We start from the raw sequence: 16,461 nt of genomic DNA on the forward strand, positions 1-16,461 counted from the left end.
CGGGCCCGCTGAGGCCCGACGGTGCGCTCCCCGTCGCGGTGGGCGGACCGTCAGGCCCGGTTCTCGGCGTTCTCCTCGAGCTCGAGCAGCTCCGCGAACGTGTAGGTGCCGGTGGGGCGGTCGTTCTCGCCCAGCAGGTACAGCCGCTTGACGGCGACCAGGATGGCCTCCGCGATGGTGTCGCGCATCTGCGGCGAGGCCAGGACCGCGGCGTCGTGCGGGTTGGTCACGTAGCCGACATCGATCTGCACCGTGGGCATGCGCGTCAGGCGCACGATGTCCCAGGTACGGCCGTGGTAGTGGCAGTCCGTGAGCGGCGTCCGCGCGACGATCTCCCGCTGGATGAAGCCCGCCAGGTTGCGCCCGATGTTCGAGCTGGCGCCGTGCGTGTTGCCGAAGTGGAACGAGGCCACGCCGTGGGCGCGGTCGTTGCGGTAGTGCGCGGTGCGGAGCGCGATCATCATGTCGGCGTCGAAGGTGTTCGCCGTGTACGCGCGGGTGCTGTCGTCGGCGTCCATGCCGCGCGGACGCGAGAGGTAGGTCTCCATGCCGGCGGCGGCCATCCGGCCCTCGAGGCGCGACCCGAGGTCCCAGAGGATCTCCTCCTCCGTGATCGGCCGGCCGTCGGGGCCCCGCACCGTGAGGCCGCGGTCCGGCCCGCCCAGGCCCGGGTCGATGACGATGCGCTTGCCCGACAGGCGCGGCCCGGAGCTGCGGACGTGCTCCTCCTCGCGGATGGCGTGCGGCGACCCGCCGGTCACCCGGGAGCCGAGGAAGGTCAGTGAGCGCAGCGTCGCCGGCCCGCAGATGCCGTCGGCGACGAGGCCGAACTCACGCTGGTAGGCCGACAGGCCCAGGTGCGTCTGGGGGCCGAAGAGACCGTCGATCATGCCGGCGTAGAAGCCGAGGTTCTGCAGGCGCGCCTGCAGCGCGGCCACGTCGTCGCCCGACGGCGGCGCGGAGGCGATGTAGCTCAGCGTGCGCGCGCCCAGCTGATAGGTGGACTCGCGGAGCGCCCGGTACGTGGCGGGACCCACGACACCGTCGACCAGGAGCCCGCGCTGCTGCTGGAAAGCGCGCGTGGCGCGGTCCAGGCGGCGGTCGAAGACGGCCTCCGGGACGGTCCAGCCGTTCACCACCAGGTCGGTGGGGGCCACGTAGTCCCGGAGGAATCCCTGATCGGCGAGGATGCCGCGGATCTCGGCCACGGCGCCACCGTGATCACCGAGGCTGATGCGTGGCATGGAGGACCCTTCGGTAGCTTCCTGCGGGCGGGCGGCCCGAGGTCGGAAATCGACTACACGATACGGCCTCGGGGCCCTCCGGCCCAACGCGACGGCGCGTCACACCAGCCCGTCGAGCTCCTTGAGGATCGCCGACTTGCTCTTCGCGCCCACCAGCTTGGTCGTGGGCTTCCCACCCTGGAACAGGATCAGCGTGGGGATGCTGAGCACCTGGTAGTCGCGCGGCGCGCCGGGGTTCTGGTCGACCTCGATCTTGGCGAAGGTGACCTTGTCGCCGTGCTCGGCGGCCAGCTGCTCCAGCACCGGCGCGACCACCTTGCACGGCCCGCACCAGGTGGCCCAGAAGTCGACCAGCACGGGCTTGTCGGACTGCAGGACCTGCTCGACGAAGGTGTCGTCGGTGAGGGTGACGATCTCGGCCATGGCGGTACTCCTCGGTGCGGTTCGGGGGAAGGGGGCTACTGGGCGACGGCGGCTTCGCGGTGATGCGCGAGCCAGCGCTCGGCGTCGATCGCGGCGGAACAGCCACTGCCGGCGGCCGTGATGGCCTGGCGGTAGGTGTGGTCGACCAGGTCACCGGCGGCGAAGACGCCCGGCACGCCGGTGGCGGTGCTGCGGCCCTCGACCTGCACGTAGCCCTCGTCGTCGACCGTGACCTGGCCCGCGACCAGGCCGGAGCGCGGATCGTGGCCGATCGCCACGAACAGGCCCGTGACCTCGAGGGTCTCCACGGCGCCGGTCACGGTGTTCTCCACGAGCAGCGACTCGACCGACTTCTCGCCCTGCACCGCGGTGACCTTGGTGTCGGTGAGGAAGCGGATCTTCTCGTTCGCGCGGGCGCGGTCGAGCATGATCTTCGAGGCGCGGAAGTTCTCGCTCCGGTGGATCAGGGTGACGGACTTGGCGAACTTGGTGAGGAAGATGGCCTCCTCCATCGCGGAATCGCCGCCGCCGACCACGGCGATGTCCTGGTCGCGGAAGAAGAAGCCGTCGCAGGTGGCGCAGGCGCTGACGCCGCGGCCGAGCAGGGTCTCCTCGCCGGGGATGCCCAGGTAGCGGGCGGCGGCACCCATCGCGAGGATGACGGCGCGGGCGCGATAGGTGCCCTCGGCCGTCACGACCTCCTTGATCTCGCCGTCCAGCTGCACGGACTCGACGTCCTCCATGCGCAGGTCGGCGCCGAAGCGGATGGCCTGTTCGCGCATCTCGTCCATGAGCTGCGGGCCCATGATGCCCTCGCGGAAGCCGGGGTAGTTCTCGACCTCGGTGGTGGTCATCAGGGCGCCGCCGAAGTTCGTGCCCTCGAACAGGATGGTCGTCAGCTCGGCACGGCCCGCGTAGACGCCCGCCGTGTATCCCGCCGGACCCGATCCGATGATGATCACGTCCGCGATATCGGTGCCCGCTGCAGTCATTACCCACCCAACCTGTTGAAGAACCGCCCGGTGCTCCCGGGCCGACATGTGTGCCAACGGCGCCGGGCCCGACAATGTTCCCGGGTCGCCGCCTCCCAGGTTACGGCGTGGCCGCGCGTGCGGCGCCGCCGCCGCTGAGCACGCGGTCGACCAGCACCGACGAGGCCTCCCCCTGCGCGCACTCCGGGGTCACGGCGAGCAGCCGCACATCGCCCAGCCGGCTCCCCGGCAGCAGCAGCACGGTCGCGTGATCGTTCCGGACCCGCATCGGCCCCGCACCGAGGAGGGTGCGTTGGCGTGCGGGCACCGACGCCGCGTCGAGGCACCGGGTGAGGGCCGTGCCCTCGGCGAACGGCCCCCGGTCGCCGCCCGGCGTCGCCGCCGCGAGGAGAACCCCGGTGTCCGGCTCGGCGGGTGCCTCCCGCACCGTCGTGAGGGCGACGGTGACCGCGAGGACGCCGACCGCCGCCGCGGCGGCTCCCAGCGCGTACCGCCGCCGGCGGCGCGGCGGGGCGGGCGACGCCGCGGCGCGGATCGCGGCCGCGATGCGGCGGTCTCCGAGAGGGGAATCGGCGGTGAAGCCGTCCGGCGCGGACCACTGGGCGTACATGCGGTCGCGGTACTCGGCCAGTGCCGCGTCGAGCCCCGCTTCCTGCGCACGGCTCAATGGCCGGTCCTCGCCCTCGCCACCGCCCTGCGGCGGTGCTGCCTTCCCCATCGGAAACCTCCTCTCATGAATTGGACGCATCAGCCCGCCGATCGGTTCCCATCGATTTCAATATTCGTTGTGCGGGTTGCGAACGACCCGGCGCCGGGCCCGCGATGGCTATCACCGGAGATCAGCGCAGCAGGCGCTCGAGCCGGATGCGGGCCCGGGCCCGCCGGCTCTTGACGGTGCCCGGCGCGACGCCGAGGAGCTCGGCTGCCTGCGTCACCGACAGCCCGTGCATGTCCACGGCGACCACCGCGGCCCGCTGGTCCTCGGGCAGCATCCGCAGCGCCGCCTCCACCGAGAGGCGGCGGTCCAGCTCCTCCGCCGTCCGGCCCTCGTCCGAGGCGAGGCAGCTCAGATCGTCGGGCATCGGCAGCGACGTGCGCACCTGGTTGCGGCGCGCCCGGTCGAGGCAGGCGTTGACCACGATGCGGTGCAGCCAGCTGCCCACCTTGCAGTCGCCGCGGAAGGTCGGAGAGAGCTGGAACGCGCGCAGCATCGCGTCCTGCAGGCAGTCCTCGGCGTCGGTGCAGTCGCGGATGGTGCGCAGCGCGGTCGCACGCAGCTGCCGGGCGTGACGCAGGAAGAGCTCGGCGAAGGCGTCGCCGTCCCCGGCCGCCGCCGCGGCGAGCAGGCACTCGTCGGAGACCCCGTCGTGGTCTCGGCCCCACGGGTGTCCGGATGTGTCCGGAGCATCGGTCGCCGGATCCCCCGCCCCGGCCGACCGCGAGATGGTGTTCCCCCACTCGGTCATGCAGGGGATCGTAGAGGTGCGCGATACCGTTTCGAGACGAATTCTTTGCTATTCAATCAACAGAAGGAAACCGCGACGCCGATTCGCGATCGCGCATGGGCTCGCAGCTTTCTGTGAGCGGCCTTACACTGGTGGCTAGGCCAGGTGGCGCACCCGTCGCTGTGGATTCTCCATTTCACGCGCGAGCTATCAGGAGGCCTTTCATGGTCGATTCGTCCCGTCCTTCCGCTCCCCTGCCGTCCGCCGGCACCCGCCCGCTGGATTCCGCTGCGACAGCGGGCGAGAACATCGATCCCGGCGTCGTCGCCGCGACCGTCGCCCGCGCGCAGCGCTGGCTGCGCACCAGTCGCGGCCCACGGCCCGCCGAGGTGGGCCGCCGGGAGGCCGCCGCTACCTCGAGTCTCGCTGCGCTCCTCCATGATCCGAGTGGGGTGGCGTTCACCATGGGCTTCGTCGACGAGGTCGCCCGCCCGGAGGACGACCGCGTCGCCGCGAAGGCGCTGCGCCGGCTCGTCTCCCCCGCCGGTGCCGCACCGGGCAGGGCCTTCATGAGCCCCGTCGACGCCGCGCTGCTCCGCGCCGGCACCGTCGCCGCGGGGATCGCCCCGTCGATCGCCATGCCCGTGGCGCGGCTGCGGCTGCGGCAGCTGGTCGGGCACTTGGTCTTCGACGCCGACGGCGATCACCTGCAGCGCCGTCTGCGGCGCGCCCGCGAGACCGGGGTGCGGCTCAATCTGAACCTGCTCGGCGAGGCGGTCCTCGGTCAGGGGGAGGCGGACAACCGGCTCGCCCGCACGCACGAGCTGCTGGCGAACCCGTCCGTGGACTACGTCTCGATCAAGGTCTCCTCCGTGGTCGCCCAGCTCGTTCCCTGGGACCTGGAGGGCAACCGGGACCGCATCGTCGAACGGCTCCGCCCCCTCTACCGCACCGCGCGCGACGGCGGGAAGTTCGTCAACCTCGACATGGAGGAGTACAAGGACCTCCACCTCACCATCGAGGTCTTCACCACCCTCCTCGACGAGCCCGAGTTCCGCTCGCTCACCGCCGGAATCGTGCTGCAGGCGTACCTCCCCGACGCGATGGGCGCGCTCACCCGGCTCACCGACTTCGCCCGCCGCCGCGTCGCGGACGGCGGCGCCCCGATCAAGGTGCGGCTGGTCAAGGGCGCCAACCTCGCGATGGAGCGCGTGGACGCCGAGGTGCACGACTGGCCGCTCGCCACCTACGGCAGCAAGGCCGACGTCGACGCGAACTACCTGCGCATGGTGGACACCGCGCTGCAGCCGCAGAACGCGGACGCCCTGCGCATCGGTGTCGCCTCCCAGAACCTCTTCTCCGTGGCGTACGCCGTCGAGCTCGCGCAGCAGCGGGACGTGCAGCGCCAGTTGGACATCGAGATGCTGCAGGGGATGGCGCCGATGGAGGCGGCCGCGGTCCGCGCCGACGTGGGTTCGCTCATCCTCTACACACCGGTCGTGCACGCGGGCGACTTCGATGTGGCCGTGAGCTACCTCGTGCGCCGATTGGAGGAGAACGCGTCGAGCGACAACTTCCTGTACTCCATGTTCAGTCCCGATCCCGCCGCGATCGCCGTGGAGGAGCAGCGGTTCCGCACCGCCTTCGCCCGACGCGCCGTCGTGCAGGACGGCCCCAATCGCGTGCAGGACCGCACCGCGGACGAGGTCGCCGCGCAGGACGGGCCGTTCACCGGCGAGCCCGACACGGACCCCTCCACGCCCGCCAACCGGGCGTGGGCCCGAGCCGCCCTCGCCTCGCCCGACACCGTCGAACCGCCTGCGCGCGTGACGGACCCGGACTCCGTGGACGAGGCCGTGGCGACCGCGCTGACGGCCCAACGGGCATGGTCGGCGCTCCCGGCCCCCGAGCGGGCGGCGCGGCTGCACCGCGTGGCCGACGAGTTGGCGCGCCGGCGCGGCGAGCTTCTCACCGTGATGTCCTACGAGGCGGGAAAGACCGTGGCCGAGGCGGATCCGGAGATCTCGGAGGCCATCGACTTCGCCCGCTACTACGCGCAGAGCGCGCTCGACCTGCACGACGACGAGGCCGCCTTCACACCGCACCGCCTCGTCGTGGTCACCCCGCCGTGGAACTTCCCCGTTGCGATCCCACTCGGCGGCGTCCTGGCGGCACTCGCCGCCGGTGCCGCCGTGATCATCAAGCCGGCGCCGCAGGTGATCCGCTGCGGCACCGCGGCGATCGATGCGCTCCACGCCGCGGGCGTACCCGCCGGTCTCGTGCAGCTCGTCAACGCCGACGAGGGCGCCGCCGGGCGCCGCCTGGTGACGCACCCGGACGCGGACGCGGTGGTGCTCACGGGTGCCAGCGAGACCGCTGCACTGTTCCGCGGTTGGCGCCCCGAGCTGGAACTGCTCGCCGAGACCTCCGGCAAGAACGCGATGGTCATCACCCCCGCGGCCGACCCCGATCTCGCGGTGAACGACCTGGTGCGCAGCGCCTTCGGCCACGCCGGGCAGAAGTGCTCCGCCGCGTCGCTGGCGATCCTCGTGGGCAGCGTCGGCTCCTCACGGCGTTTCCTCGGGCAGCTGGAGGACGCCGTCCGCACCCTCGTCGTGGGCGAGGGACATGACCTCGCCACGACCGTGGGTCCGCTCATCGAGCCCGCCTCGGGCAAGCTGCTGCGCGGCCTCACCGAACCCGCCCCCGGCGAGCGCTGGCTGGTCGAACCGCGCCGCCTCGACGAGGCGGGCCGCCTCTGGTCGCCCGGCGTGCTCGACGGTGTCGCCGAGGGCAGCTGGTTCCACACCACCGAGCTCTTCGGACCCGTCCTCGGCATCATGCGGGCCGCGACGCTCGACGACGCGCTGCGCCTGCAGAACTCCACGGGCTACGGCCTCACAGCGGGTCTGCACAGCCTCGACCCCGACGAGATCACCCACTGGCGGGAGAAGGTCGAGGCGGGCAACCTCTACATCAACCGCCACATGACCGGCGCCATCGTGCAGCGACAGTCCTTCGGCGGCTGGAAGCGATCATCGATCGGGCCGGGCGCCAAGGCCGGCGGACCCAACTACGTCGCCCAGTTCGGGTGCTGGGCCGACATCGCCGTGCCCCCGGCACCCGCCGCCGCCCCGACCGTCTTCAGCGAGCGGATCATCGCCGCCGCGCCGGGCCTGTCCGACGAGGACGTGCGCTGGCTGCACGCCGCCGCCGCGTCCGACGAACGCGCCTGGAACGCCGAGTTCGGCGTCGAACACGACCCCACCGGCCTGGCGAGCGAATCGAACGTCTTCCGGTACCGGCCCCTCCCCCACCTCGAGGTGCGCATCGGCGCCGGAGCGCGTCCGCGCGACCTGGTGCGGCTGCAGCTGGCCGCCGCGCGCACCGGCACCCGCCTCGACGTGACCCTGAGCCCCGATGCCCCGGCGATGCCCTTCGAGGCCCCGGTGCACACGGCCCGGGACTACGCCGCCGGTCTCGCCGGGCGGGCCGAGCCCGTCCGGATCCGGGTGCTGGGAGAGCCGGAACCCGACGTGGCGGCCGCCGCCGCACGGCACGGCCACAGCGTGCTCCGTGGAGCCGTGTTGCTCTCCGGCCGACGGGAGCTGCTCAGCGTGCTGCGGGAGCAGGCGGTGAGCACCACCCGGCACCGCTACGGGCATCTCACCGCCCGCGGCGCGGACTAGGCCCGATCACTCCGGCCACATTCCCGAGCTGCCGCGCCGGTGGCTGCCGACGAGATGGTCGTCGACGATGCCGACGGCCTGCATGAGGGCGTACATGGTGGTCGGCCCCACGAACCGGAAGCCCCGGCGGCGCAGCTCCTTCGACAGCGCCACCGACTCCGGTGACGTGGTGGCCACCTCCGCCATCGTGCGCGGCGCGGGCGTGTGCTCCGGCCGGAACGACCACACCAGGTCGACCAGTCCGCCGTCCTCGCGGAGCGCCACGACGGCCCGGGCGTTGCCGATCGTCGCCTCGATCTTCTGCCGGTTCCGGATGATCCCCGCGTCGGCCATGAGGCGTTCGACGTCCCCCTCGTCGAACGCCGCCACCGCGTCGGGATCGAAGTCCGCGAAGGCGGCGCGGAACGCGGGTCGTTTGCGCAGCACCGTCGCCCAGGACAGCCCCGCCTGGAAACCCTCGAGCGCGATCCGCTCGAACAGCCCGCGCTCGTCGCGGATCGGCATGCCCCATTCGGTGTCGTAGTACTCGCGGAGCAGCCCGTCGGCCGCCCAGGCCGGGCGGGCCAGTCCGTCCTCCCCGATCACCACGCCGTCGTTCGGCTCCGTCATCGCGTTCCCCCTCGATCGAGAGCGCCCGGCGGGCGCCGTCTCCGCACCGTAGAACACGGCACCGACAAGTCCGCGACAAGCGCCCCTTCAGCGGTCGGGGGCAGGATCCGGGCATGTCCGACCGTGTCGAGCCGCTCCGCCTGATCCGCGCCCGGTGGTGCCTGCTCGCCGCGGCGCAACCCGTTCTAGCCGCCGCCGGTGCGCCGCTGCCCTTCCGGGTCACCGTCGACGGCGGCGAACGCGGCGTCGCCCGCTACGACGCGTCGTCGACGGCGGGCGCCACCCTGGTGTGGTTCGGACCCGAGCGCGCCGTCCTCTCGTGCGGCGACCTCGGCTGGCGCGTGCCGGGCGCCGCGGGTCCGGCGGAGCGCGTCGAGGGCGGACCGTCGTGGCTCGAGCACGTCGCGATGCTCGACCACCGGCTCGCCGCGGGGCGGTACGGATGGACGGCCATCTGGGACGACGGGGCCTTCGCCGCGGCCCAGGACCCGCTGCCGGGCGCGCCGCTCCCGCCGGTCGGCGACTCCGCGGAGGTCGCGAGCGCCCTCGGCAGCCGCCTGAAGGACGGCGCGGGGCTGCACCATCTGGTGCGGATGTGCGAATACGAGTGGCTCGATGCGGCGTCGTGGTGGGCCGCCTTCGGCACCCTGGCCCCGGAGCGTGTGCTGGACGAGAGCTGGTCGCGGCTCAACGAATCCGGGTTGACGCAGTGGACGGGCGACGGGCCGAGATACGAGGGAGTCCCGGGCCCGACACCCGAGGAGGCGCGGGCCGCCGCCGCGGAACACGCACGGGCACGGGGCCTGCAGATCCCGGAGGAGGTGCGGGTGGAAGCGGCCTTGCGGACGCGAACCGGTTGGCTCGTCCGGTTCCTCGACTACCGAGACGCGGGAACGGCTCGGCCACTGGTGATCTCGGTACCGGACGTGGGACCGGCGGCGATCGAGCCCGCCGCCGCCGACGCGGTGTCCGTCAGGAGCCCTGGAACGAGACCTGATTGATCGTGGTGTACCAGTCATTGCCGGACTGCTTGGTGAGGCCCGTGATCCACACCAGCACGTAGCGGGCACGCGGTGCCACGGTGCTCACGTGGAAGTCGTTGGCGCCCGGGCGCAGCGAGCCGGACCACACCAGCGAGGTGTCGTCCAGCGTCTTGACGGAGTCCTTCGTGGAGGTGCGCACCTCCACGGTGCTGCCCGCGCTCGGCGACGTGATGGTGCCGCGGGTGAGCGAGACGGCCTTCTCCAGGGTGACGAGGAAGCCGACGCCCTTCTTGAGGTTGCCGAACGCGGGTCCCGCCTTGTAGGTGTCCGTCTTCCACGGCGGGTTCTTGCCCGTGAGCACGTTCGACAGATTGGCGGCGGAGTCCTTGGAGGAGGCGAAGTCCACCAGCGCCACATCGGTCGCCTTCACCGGAACCCCGACCCCGGGAGCCGGGGCGGGCGCGGCGCTCTGCTCCGCCGTCGAGCTGGAGGTGTACAGCGAGCCGACGCCCGACTGGGTGTCCTTACCGCCGGTGAGGCTGCTGATCAACAGCGTGAGCCCGATGATCACCAGCAGCGCCACCGCGCACGCCGCGATCACCAGCAGCGGCACGTTCTTCTTGCCCCCCGAGACGCGCTGCAGCAGCGACTGCTTCGATTGGATCCGCTTGGCGGGCGTGGGCTGCTGATCCAGCGGCACGGGGCTCGGCGCGGGCCGGGCCGAGGACGCGGCGGCCTGGCGCGGTGCCTCCCGGGGCCCCTGCTCGCGCACCGGCGAGAGCAGGTCCGTCTTCACGTCCACGACGGACGCCTGGTCCAGCAGCTGCTGCACGGTGGCCGCGGTACGGATGCCCTGCCCACCCTCCAGCGTGCGGGTCGCGACGGCGGAGATCTCGAACGGGATGTCGCGCTTGGCGTCCCGCGGCTCAACGGGGTTGCCGTTCGCATCCGCATCGGCCTGCTTGATCCCGGCCACGGTCCCGGTCCCGGTGGTCACCACGCGGCCGGTCGCGTCGTCGAGCGGCCAGCGCTCGAGGAGCAGTGCGTACAGGACGGCACCCAGGCCGCGCACGTCCGATTCCTTCGAGGCGTCGGCGAGGGTGCCGGGGAAGGCGAGGAAGGCGTGGCCGTCCTGCGAGATGCGCACCCGGTCCGGGTGGTCGATCGACAACGCGGCGCCGGCGCGGTGCGCGCCCTCCGCGGCGCCGGCCAGGGCGCGCACGGCCTTCGCCGCGCCGATGGCGGACGGGTGCGTGCCGGCGACGTCGGCCAGCGAGCTGCTGGGGATCCACTCCGCCACGACGATGCCGCCCGAGCTGCCGCGCACCACGTCGAGCACCCGGGCCAGGCCGTTCGAGTGCACGCGTCCCAGGCGCAGCGTGCGGGAGAGGATCGACTGCGGGCCCTCGCCGCGCAGGCTGATCTGCGCGCCGCGCTCGGGGACGGGCGCGCGCTGCTCCGAATCGACGAAGGTCAGCGCCACATCGCGGTCGAGGTTGATGTCGCGGGCCTGCCAGAACTGGAGCCCGCGGATGCCGCCGTAGTGCTCGATGAGCCGGTACCGGCCGCCTGCGACGACGGCGCCGGGGATGAGCTCGGGACCGCGCGGGGCGTCGTCGTCCCACGCGGCGGCGTCGCCGGAGTCGGCCGCGGCCGGGAGCCCCGCCTGCGGCTGGGACGGCAGTCGCATCTGTCCGGTGCTGGGTGCCTCGTGGCCGGACTTGCGTGCGGAGTCGTCCTCGGTCACTGCGAATGCTCCTCTTCTGCGGTATCGAAGGCCCGTGGTCGGTTGTTCTGCGCTCGCCCGCGGACGCCGGGGAACATGGCTTTGACCAGCATACGGGAGGCCGATGTCGTCGGCGATCCGCGGCAGCTGGGCCGTGATCTCCTCGCGGCGGAGGCTCGCGTACGCCTCCAGCTCGTCGAGCCGCAGCTCCCGGGTGTCCGGGGCGCGGGACGCCTCGCGCTCCGGTTCCGACGGTGCGCTCGGCCGCAGGGCCGGGACGAACCGGGCCGCGATGCGCTTGAGCGGTGCCAGGATCGCCAGCACGTCCGGTACCCGCCACAGGGCGAGCAGCGCATAGATCAACGTCATGCACAGTACGCCTGCGATTGCAAGGAAGACCAGGGCGCCCAGGGAGCCGCTCTTGTCCATCCGTTGCAGGCCGTCGATCTGCATGATGAGGTAGACGGTCACCGTCACGAGGACGGAGACCGTTGAGGTCTGGACCAGCGTGCGGGCGACGTTGGTCAGGTGCAGCGGGCCGAGGGTCCGGCGGAGTAGGAACCAGCCCATGATCGCGCCGGCGGTGTACGCCAGGCCGCGAGCGGTGCCGACGAACTCGACGATCCGGTGGTCGTCGGCCACGAACACCGGCACCAGGTACGACAACGCGATCTGCACGGCGACGATCGCGATGACGATCCCCGTCGGGATCCAGGCCCGCTCCTGGGCGTAGAAGACGCGCAGGTGGATCAGGACCATCGCGTACGGGATCAGCACGAACGCGGAGAAGGAGATCGCGGTGCCCAGGAAGTTCGCGTCGTCCTGGGAGAACTGGCCGAAATTGAAGAGTGCGCGCCCGATGGACGGGCCGAAGACGGTCATGAACGCGACGATCGGGACCAGGGCGACCATGGTCAGCCGGGTGGCCACTGAGAGGTCGTCCAGCACGGCGTTCCGATTGCCCTCGGCGGCGTTGCGCGACAGTCGCGGCATGACCGCGGTCAGCAGCGCCACGCCGATCACGCCGTACGGCAGCTGTAGCACCATCCAGGCGTACTGGTAGATCGCAGGGCCGCCGTCGGAGGCGTGGGACAGGATCGGGGTGACCGCGTACCAGCCGGCCTGGGAGATGAAGACGTAGGTGACGATCGCGATGCCCATGCTGCCGAAGTGCTTGAGCCGGTCGTCGACACCCCACCGCAGGCGCAGCTTGATCCCCGAGCGGCGCATCGCGGGCAGCTGGATCAGGGCCTGGAGCACGACGCCCAGCGTGCTGCCGATGCCGAGGACGAGCAGCTTCGGCTGCCCCATCTCGGTCGGATTCAGCGTGAGCTCGCCGGGCATGAGGTAGAAGGTCACCAGGGTGGCGATCTGCACCGTGTTGCAGGCGACGGGTGCCCACGCTCCGGGCTTGAACTCGTCGCGGGTGTTGAGCATGGCCGTGAACAGCGCGGACAGACCGTAGAACATGAGCTGCGGCAGGAACATGATCACGAGGGCCTGGGTCAGGCCCTCGTCGACCTTGGAGCCGCCGACCAGCAGCCCCACCAGCACCGGAGACAGCGCGAGCGACACCACGAGGGCGACGCCCAGAATCGTCAGCGAGAGCGTGAACAGGCGCTCGAAGAACGCCTGCCCACGATCTCTGTCCTCCATCTCCGCCCGGACGAGGACGGGGATCACCAGCGCGGTGAGGACTTGGCCGAGCACCAGTTCGGAGACCTGCTGCGGCATCTGGTTGGCGATGCTGAAGGCCGAGGCGACCGCCGGTCCGAGGATCGCCGCGAGGAGCACGGTGCGCAGGAAGCCCGTGATGCGCGAGGTGAGCGTGGCCACCGCGACCGAGCCGGTGGATCGGAGCAGGCCGGCGGTGCCGCCGTCCTTCCCGCCGCCGGCGGCGGGGCTGCTGCTCGGCGGGATGTGCCGGGGCTCGGCGCGGCTCATGTGTCCTTCGGTTCCGGGTTCTCGTGCGGGGAGGGCGGTCGATGTGCAGCGTAACTGTTCGCGATCCGCTTCTCGTGCTCGTCCGCCGGGGGACGGTCCGCATCCGCGGGGTCGGGCCGGCCGCGGAACCGGCGCCACAGGCGCCGCCCCGCGAGCAGGACCAGCAGGATTCCCACAGCGCACGTGATCCAGAACAGCGACTTGCCGTACGCATTGGAGTGCACGGAAACGGAGATCGGATCGCCGAGCGGCATGTTGCTGCTCGACCGGAGCGTGAGCTGCACCGAGATCTGCCGCGAGTAGTCGACCGTGGTCGGCAGTTCGATCTGCCGCGTGCCGCGGGCGGGGAGCTCCTGCACCTCGGAGGCGTCGATCGTGACGCCCTGGGGAGCGGACCAGTCGATCACGGTGCGGATCGGCAGGGGCAGATCGTTCCGCGCGACGATGAGCAGCGGCGACTTGTCCGAGGCCAGGGTGTACGCACCGCCGGGGCTGACGAAACGCACCGAGGCGAGCTGCGCCGTCAACGACGCCCGCGTCGCCGAGAGCCGGATGGAGGCGTCACCGTCGACGGCCTGCCGTGAGGGTGACCAGCGCAGTGCCCGCACCGCGTCCTCCCGCAGCGGCGAGGTGTACATGCGGGGCGTGAGCGGTGTCTTCGGCAGCGGGAGCAGGGAGGCGCCGAGCTGGTCCACCTGCCGCACGTGGGCGGCCGCCGCCGAGACGATCCGGTCCGGGACGCGCGAGGCGGTCGTGTCCTCCGGCTGGCGCAGCGTCCAGGGGGCGGCGTTGCGGGCCGGGTCGCGCCCCGTCGACTGGGCGGAGGCGACCACGTCGCGGAACGTGCGCGGGCCGGCGATCCCGGCCCCGAACTGGGCGGAGACGGCGTCGAGGACCGCGCGGGCGTCGTCCGGGCCCGCGGCCCAGACCTGCGGCGGCACGATCAGCGTGGACCGGCCGGTCACGCGGGCGACCGGGTCCACGGCGGTACTCGCGGCCCAGCCGTCGGGCGGTGCGTAGCGCTGCGTCGGGTCGAGGGCGGCGGCGGTCACGGCGCCGACGGCCGCCTGCCGGCGCATGACCGCGGATTCCTCGGACATCGTGAAGGTCGACGAGCTGGGAACGCTGCCGGTCGGGCCCGGCGCGACGCCGGTCTCGGCGCCGTCGGTGACCCCGCCCATCGCCGCGAGCGCCGCGGAGACGCTCGGATCGAACACCGCCGCGCCGATGCCCTGCCCCACGGGCACGATGCCCGACGGGGTGCCGGCGCCGCGCTCGGGCGCCTTCACCGCGGTCGCGGCCACGACGGTGGCCGCGACGTCGGAGGCCCGGAGCTGCCGGGCACCGTCGGACAGCAGCACGCCGGACGCGGGGATCGCGACGCCCCGCACCGACTGCACGCCGAGGATGGAGTCGATGACATCCGACGGGGTGTCGAGCGCGGCGCGCTGCAGCGACGGCTCCGCCGACCGGCCGAGGGCCTCGAGGTCGACCTGCCCGAACGGCAGCGCCACGACGCAGGAGTCGGCGGCCACGCGCCGGAGCCTGTCCAGCCAGGCGCTCGCCTCGTCGCTGCCGGTCCCCGCGGAGCTGGGGCCGCGCGCGTCCCCGGGATTGCGGGAGACGCGGTAGGGCCCGGTCATGGCCTGCACCGTGACGAGCAGGTCCGGATCGATGGCCAGGCACGATCCGGCGCGCAGCGCGGAACGGCGCGGGTCCGGGCCGCGGGTGGCGTCCTCGTAGGCCGACAGCAGACCGTCGAGCCGGCCGCCCTCGCCGAGGGACCGCGCCAGCGCGTCGTCGACCAGCCGGACCGGCGTGTCGCCGCCGCCGGGCACACCACCCGCGAGCTTCGGGTTGTCGGCCAACGGCCACAGGAGGGTGACCTGCGCGGGCGAGGTGGTGACGGCCTTGTCCACCGCGCCGGGGGTGTCGGCGCTCCCGTCGGGCAGGGCGAACACGGGAAGCAGCGTCCGCGAGTCGTCGAGGCGCGCCGTGCCGCCGTACGCGGGCTTGCCGTTGAGGTTGAGCAGCAGCGGGTAGACGCCGGGCCGGTCGATGCCGAGCGTGGGCCCGCGCGTGGTGGGCGAGGGCCGGACGGGGATGGTCACGTCGAACGTGGTCCGCTGCCCGGGTTTGAGCACCTTGGAGACCGGTTCGAACCGGCCCAGCGTGTCGTAGACGTTGTTGTCGGCGACGAGGTCGGAGCGCAGCTGCGCGGACGTCGAGACCGCCGGCGCGCGCTGGATCCGCAGGTCGAGATCGCTCACGTCGCGGTCGCCGAAGTTCTCGACGGTGCCGCGCACCACCACCTCGTTCGGGGAGGTGTCGGTGACCCGCGAGGTGACCTCGTCGACGTTGATCCGCACGAACTGCGCGTCCGGAAGGCCGGCCCCGCTGGGCGCGGGCAGGCCGGTCATCGCGATCAGGAGCGTCAGCACGCACAGCAGGCGGGCCGACCGGGTCACGTCTGACCGCTCCCGCCGCCACCACCGCCGCGGCGACCGCGCGAGCGCCGGCCACCCCGCCGCCGGCGCGGCTTGGGTGGATCGTTGCGGACGGCGTTGCGCTCGGCCGCGGCGCGCTCGTACGCCGTGGGCTCGGTGCGCGGCTCCGCCGCCAGCCGTGCCGCCAACTCGTCCGGGTCGGCGGTCAGGTCCTCGATGACGGTGCGCGCGGTCGCGACCAGTTTGCGCTCGTCGGAGTAGGTCAGCCGGGTCGCGAGCTCGGCCAGCGGAACCCACGCCACCTCGGAGACCTCGTAGTCCTCGGTCGAGAGGTCGCCGCTCTGCCACGACAGCAGGAAGTGGTGCACCGTCTTGTGCACGCGGCGACCTTCGACGGCGAACCAGTAATCGATCTTGCCGATCGGGGCCAGCACGGAGCCGGTGAGGCCCGTCTCCTCCGCCACCTCACGGATGGCGGTCAGCTCGGCGGTCTCCCCCGTCTCGATGTGCCCCTTCGGCAGCGACCACAGGGTGCGGCCACGGCGGTCGACGCGCCCGATGAGGGCGGCCCGCAGCTCGTCGGCACCGTCGAGCCCCGCGACGACGAGGCCGCCCGCGGAGGTCTCGCGGACGGTGCGGATGCGGGGGTCGGGCCGGACCCGGCCGGGCACGGGGCGCTTGGCTTTCGAGGTCGGAGTGCCCTGCTTGCGCGCCGGCTTCGCGCCCGGGGCGGGCTGCGACGGTGCGCCGTCACCCTCCGGTTTCTGCTGTTGCTCGGTGACCGCGGAGAGCTGGCCGCGGCCGCGGCCGCGGCCTCCGCGCCGTCGTCGGCGCCGCGGCCGGGAGGGGGTGCCGCCCGCGGAGTCGCCGACGGGACCGGGGCGCTGGGGGCGGCCCGGGGAGTCGGCGGATTCGGCGGAGGTCACCCCCCGATGCTACTGGCCGGTTGCGCTCCGATA

Annotated in this window: 11 protein-coding genes; 2 read left to right on the forward strand and 9 right to left on the reverse strand. The window is 72.7% G+C overall.

The genetic code is table 11. The annotated features are described in order from the left end of the window. Positions 1-50: 50 nt before the first annotated feature. The 5 genes from ELY19_RS07500 to sigM all read right to left on the reverse strand — a co-directional run bounded on the left by ELY19_RS07500 (position 51) and on the right by sigM (position 4,125). Positions 51-1,244: an N-acetylmuramoyl-L-alanine amidase gene (locus tag ELY19_RS07500; protein ID WP_126195664.1), complete on the reverse strand. Its 1,194-nt coding sequence runs from the start codon at positions 1,242-1,244 to the stop codon at positions 51-53. 99 nt (positions 1,245-1,343) lie between these two features. Further along, positions 1,344-1,667, reverse strand: a complete 324-nt coding sequence (gene trxA / locus ELY19_RS07505; RefSeq protein ID WP_126195665.1) for a thioredoxin — start codon at positions 1,665-1,667, stop codon at positions 1,344-1,346. Positions 1,668-1,702: 35 nt separating this feature from the next. Further along, positions 1,703-2,659, reverse strand: coding sequence for a thioredoxin-disulfide reductase (gene trxB / locus ELY19_RS07510; RefSeq protein WP_126195666.1), 957 nt, complete (start codon positions 2,657-2,659; stop codon positions 1,703-1,705). Between the two features lie 100 nt (positions 2,660-2,759). Continuing rightward, positions 2,760-3,377: an RsmA family anti-sigma factor gene (locus tag ELY19_RS07515; RefSeq protein ID WP_126195667.1), complete on the reverse strand. Its 618-nt coding sequence runs from the start codon at positions 3,375-3,377 to the stop codon at positions 2,760-2,762. Between the two features lie 121 nt (positions 3,378-3,498). Then, positions 3,499-4,125 (reverse strand): RNA polymerase sigma factor SigM, encoded by a 627-nt coding sequence (gene sigM / locus ELY19_RS07520; protein ID WP_126195668.1) that lies wholly within the window; start codon positions 4,123-4,125, stop codon positions 3,499-3,501. A gap of 203 nt (positions 4,126-4,328) precedes the next feature. Between sigM and ELY19_RS07525 the strand changes: the two genes are divergently transcribed. Beyond that, complete coding sequence (locus tag ELY19_RS07525) at positions 4,329-7,793, forward strand: proline dehydrogenase family protein (protein ID WP_126195669.1); 3,465 nt, start codon at positions 4,329-4,331, stop codon at positions 7,791-7,793. Between the two features lie 6 nt (positions 7,794-7,799). Here ELY19_RS07525 and ELY19_RS07530 read toward each other — a convergent pair whose 3' ends face one another. Continuing rightward, positions 7,800-8,402: a DNA-3-methyladenine glycosylase I gene (locus ELY19_RS07530; protein ID WP_126195670.1), complete on the reverse strand. Its 603-nt coding sequence runs from the start codon at positions 8,400-8,402 to the stop codon at positions 7,800-7,802. A 113-nt stretch (positions 8,403-8,515) separates the two neighbouring features. Between ELY19_RS07530 and ELY19_RS23415 the strand changes: the two genes are divergently transcribed. Next, positions 8,516-9,403, forward strand: a complete 888-nt coding sequence (locus ELY19_RS23415) for a hypothetical protein (protein ID WP_164711548.1) — start codon at positions 8,516-8,518, stop codon at positions 9,401-9,403. Here ELY19_RS23415 and murJ read toward each other — a convergent pair. The 3 genes from murJ to ELY19_RS23420 are packed head-to-tail and all read right to left on the reverse strand — an operon-like array spanning position 9,375 to position 16,428. Beyond that, positions 9,375-13,055: a murein biosynthesis integral membrane protein MurJ gene (gene murJ, locus ELY19_RS07540; protein ID WP_227966652.1), complete on the reverse strand. Its 3,681-nt coding sequence runs from the start codon at positions 13,053-13,055 to the stop codon at positions 9,375-9,377. The genes ELY19_RS23415 and murJ overlap by 29 nt on opposite strands. Further along, positions 13,052-15,523 carry a glycoprotein gene (locus ELY19_RS23765; protein ID WP_227966654.1) on the reverse strand — a complete coding sequence of 824 codons (2,472 nt, stop codon included), beginning with the start codon at positions 15,521-15,523 and terminating at the stop codon, positions 13,052-13,054. Before ELY19_RS23765 ends, murJ begins: the two co-directional genes overlap by 4 nt. Next, a complete protein-coding gene (locus ELY19_RS23420; protein WP_197715998.1) occupies positions 15,520-16,428 on the reverse strand; it encodes an NUDIX hydrolase in 909 nt (302 codons plus the stop codon). Before ELY19_RS23420 ends, ELY19_RS23765 begins: the two co-directional genes overlap by 4 nt. Positions 16,429-16,461: the final 33 nt, after the last annotated feature.

Origin of the sequence: Tsukamurella paurometabola, from assembly GCF_900631615.1 — a bacterium.
Lineage (GTDB): Bacteria > Actinomycetota > Actinomycetes > Mycobacteriales > Mycobacteriaceae > Tsukamurella > Tsukamurella paurometabola_A.

Coding starts and splice junctions, on each gene's coding strand:
- ELY19_RS07500 (WP_126195664.1), bottom strand. CDS start 1,244: ATGCCACGCATCAGCCTCGGTGATCACGGTGGCGCCGTGGCCGAGATC.
- trxA (WP_126195665.1), bottom strand. CDS start 1,667: ATGGCCGAGATCGTCACCCTCACCGACGACACCTTCGTCGAGCAGGTC.
- trxB (WP_126195666.1), bottom strand. CDS start 2,659: ATGACTGCAGCGGGCACCGATATCGCGGACGTGATCATCATCGGATCG.
- ELY19_RS07515 (WP_126195667.1), bottom strand. CDS start 3,377: ATGGGGAAGGCAGCACCGCCGCAGGGCGGTGGCGAGGGCGAGGACCGG.
- sigM (WP_126195668.1), bottom strand. CDS start 4,125: ATGACCGAGTGGGGGAACACCATCTCGCGGTCGGCCGGGGCGGGGGAT.
- ELY19_RS07525 (WP_126195669.1), top strand. CDS start 4,329: ATGGTCGATTCGTCCCGTCCTTCCGCTCCCCTGCCGTCCGCCGGCACC.
- ELY19_RS07530 (WP_126195670.1), bottom strand. CDS start 8,402: ATGACGGAGCCGAACGACGGCGTGGTGATCGGGGAGGACGGACTGGCC.
- ELY19_RS23415 (WP_164711548.1), top strand. CDS start 8,516: ATGTCCGACCGTGTCGAGCCGCTCCGCCTGATCCGCGCCCGGTGGTGC.
- murJ (WP_227966652.1), bottom strand. CDS start 13,055: ATGAGCCGCGCCGAGCCCCGGCACATCCCGCCGAGCAGCAGCCCCGCC.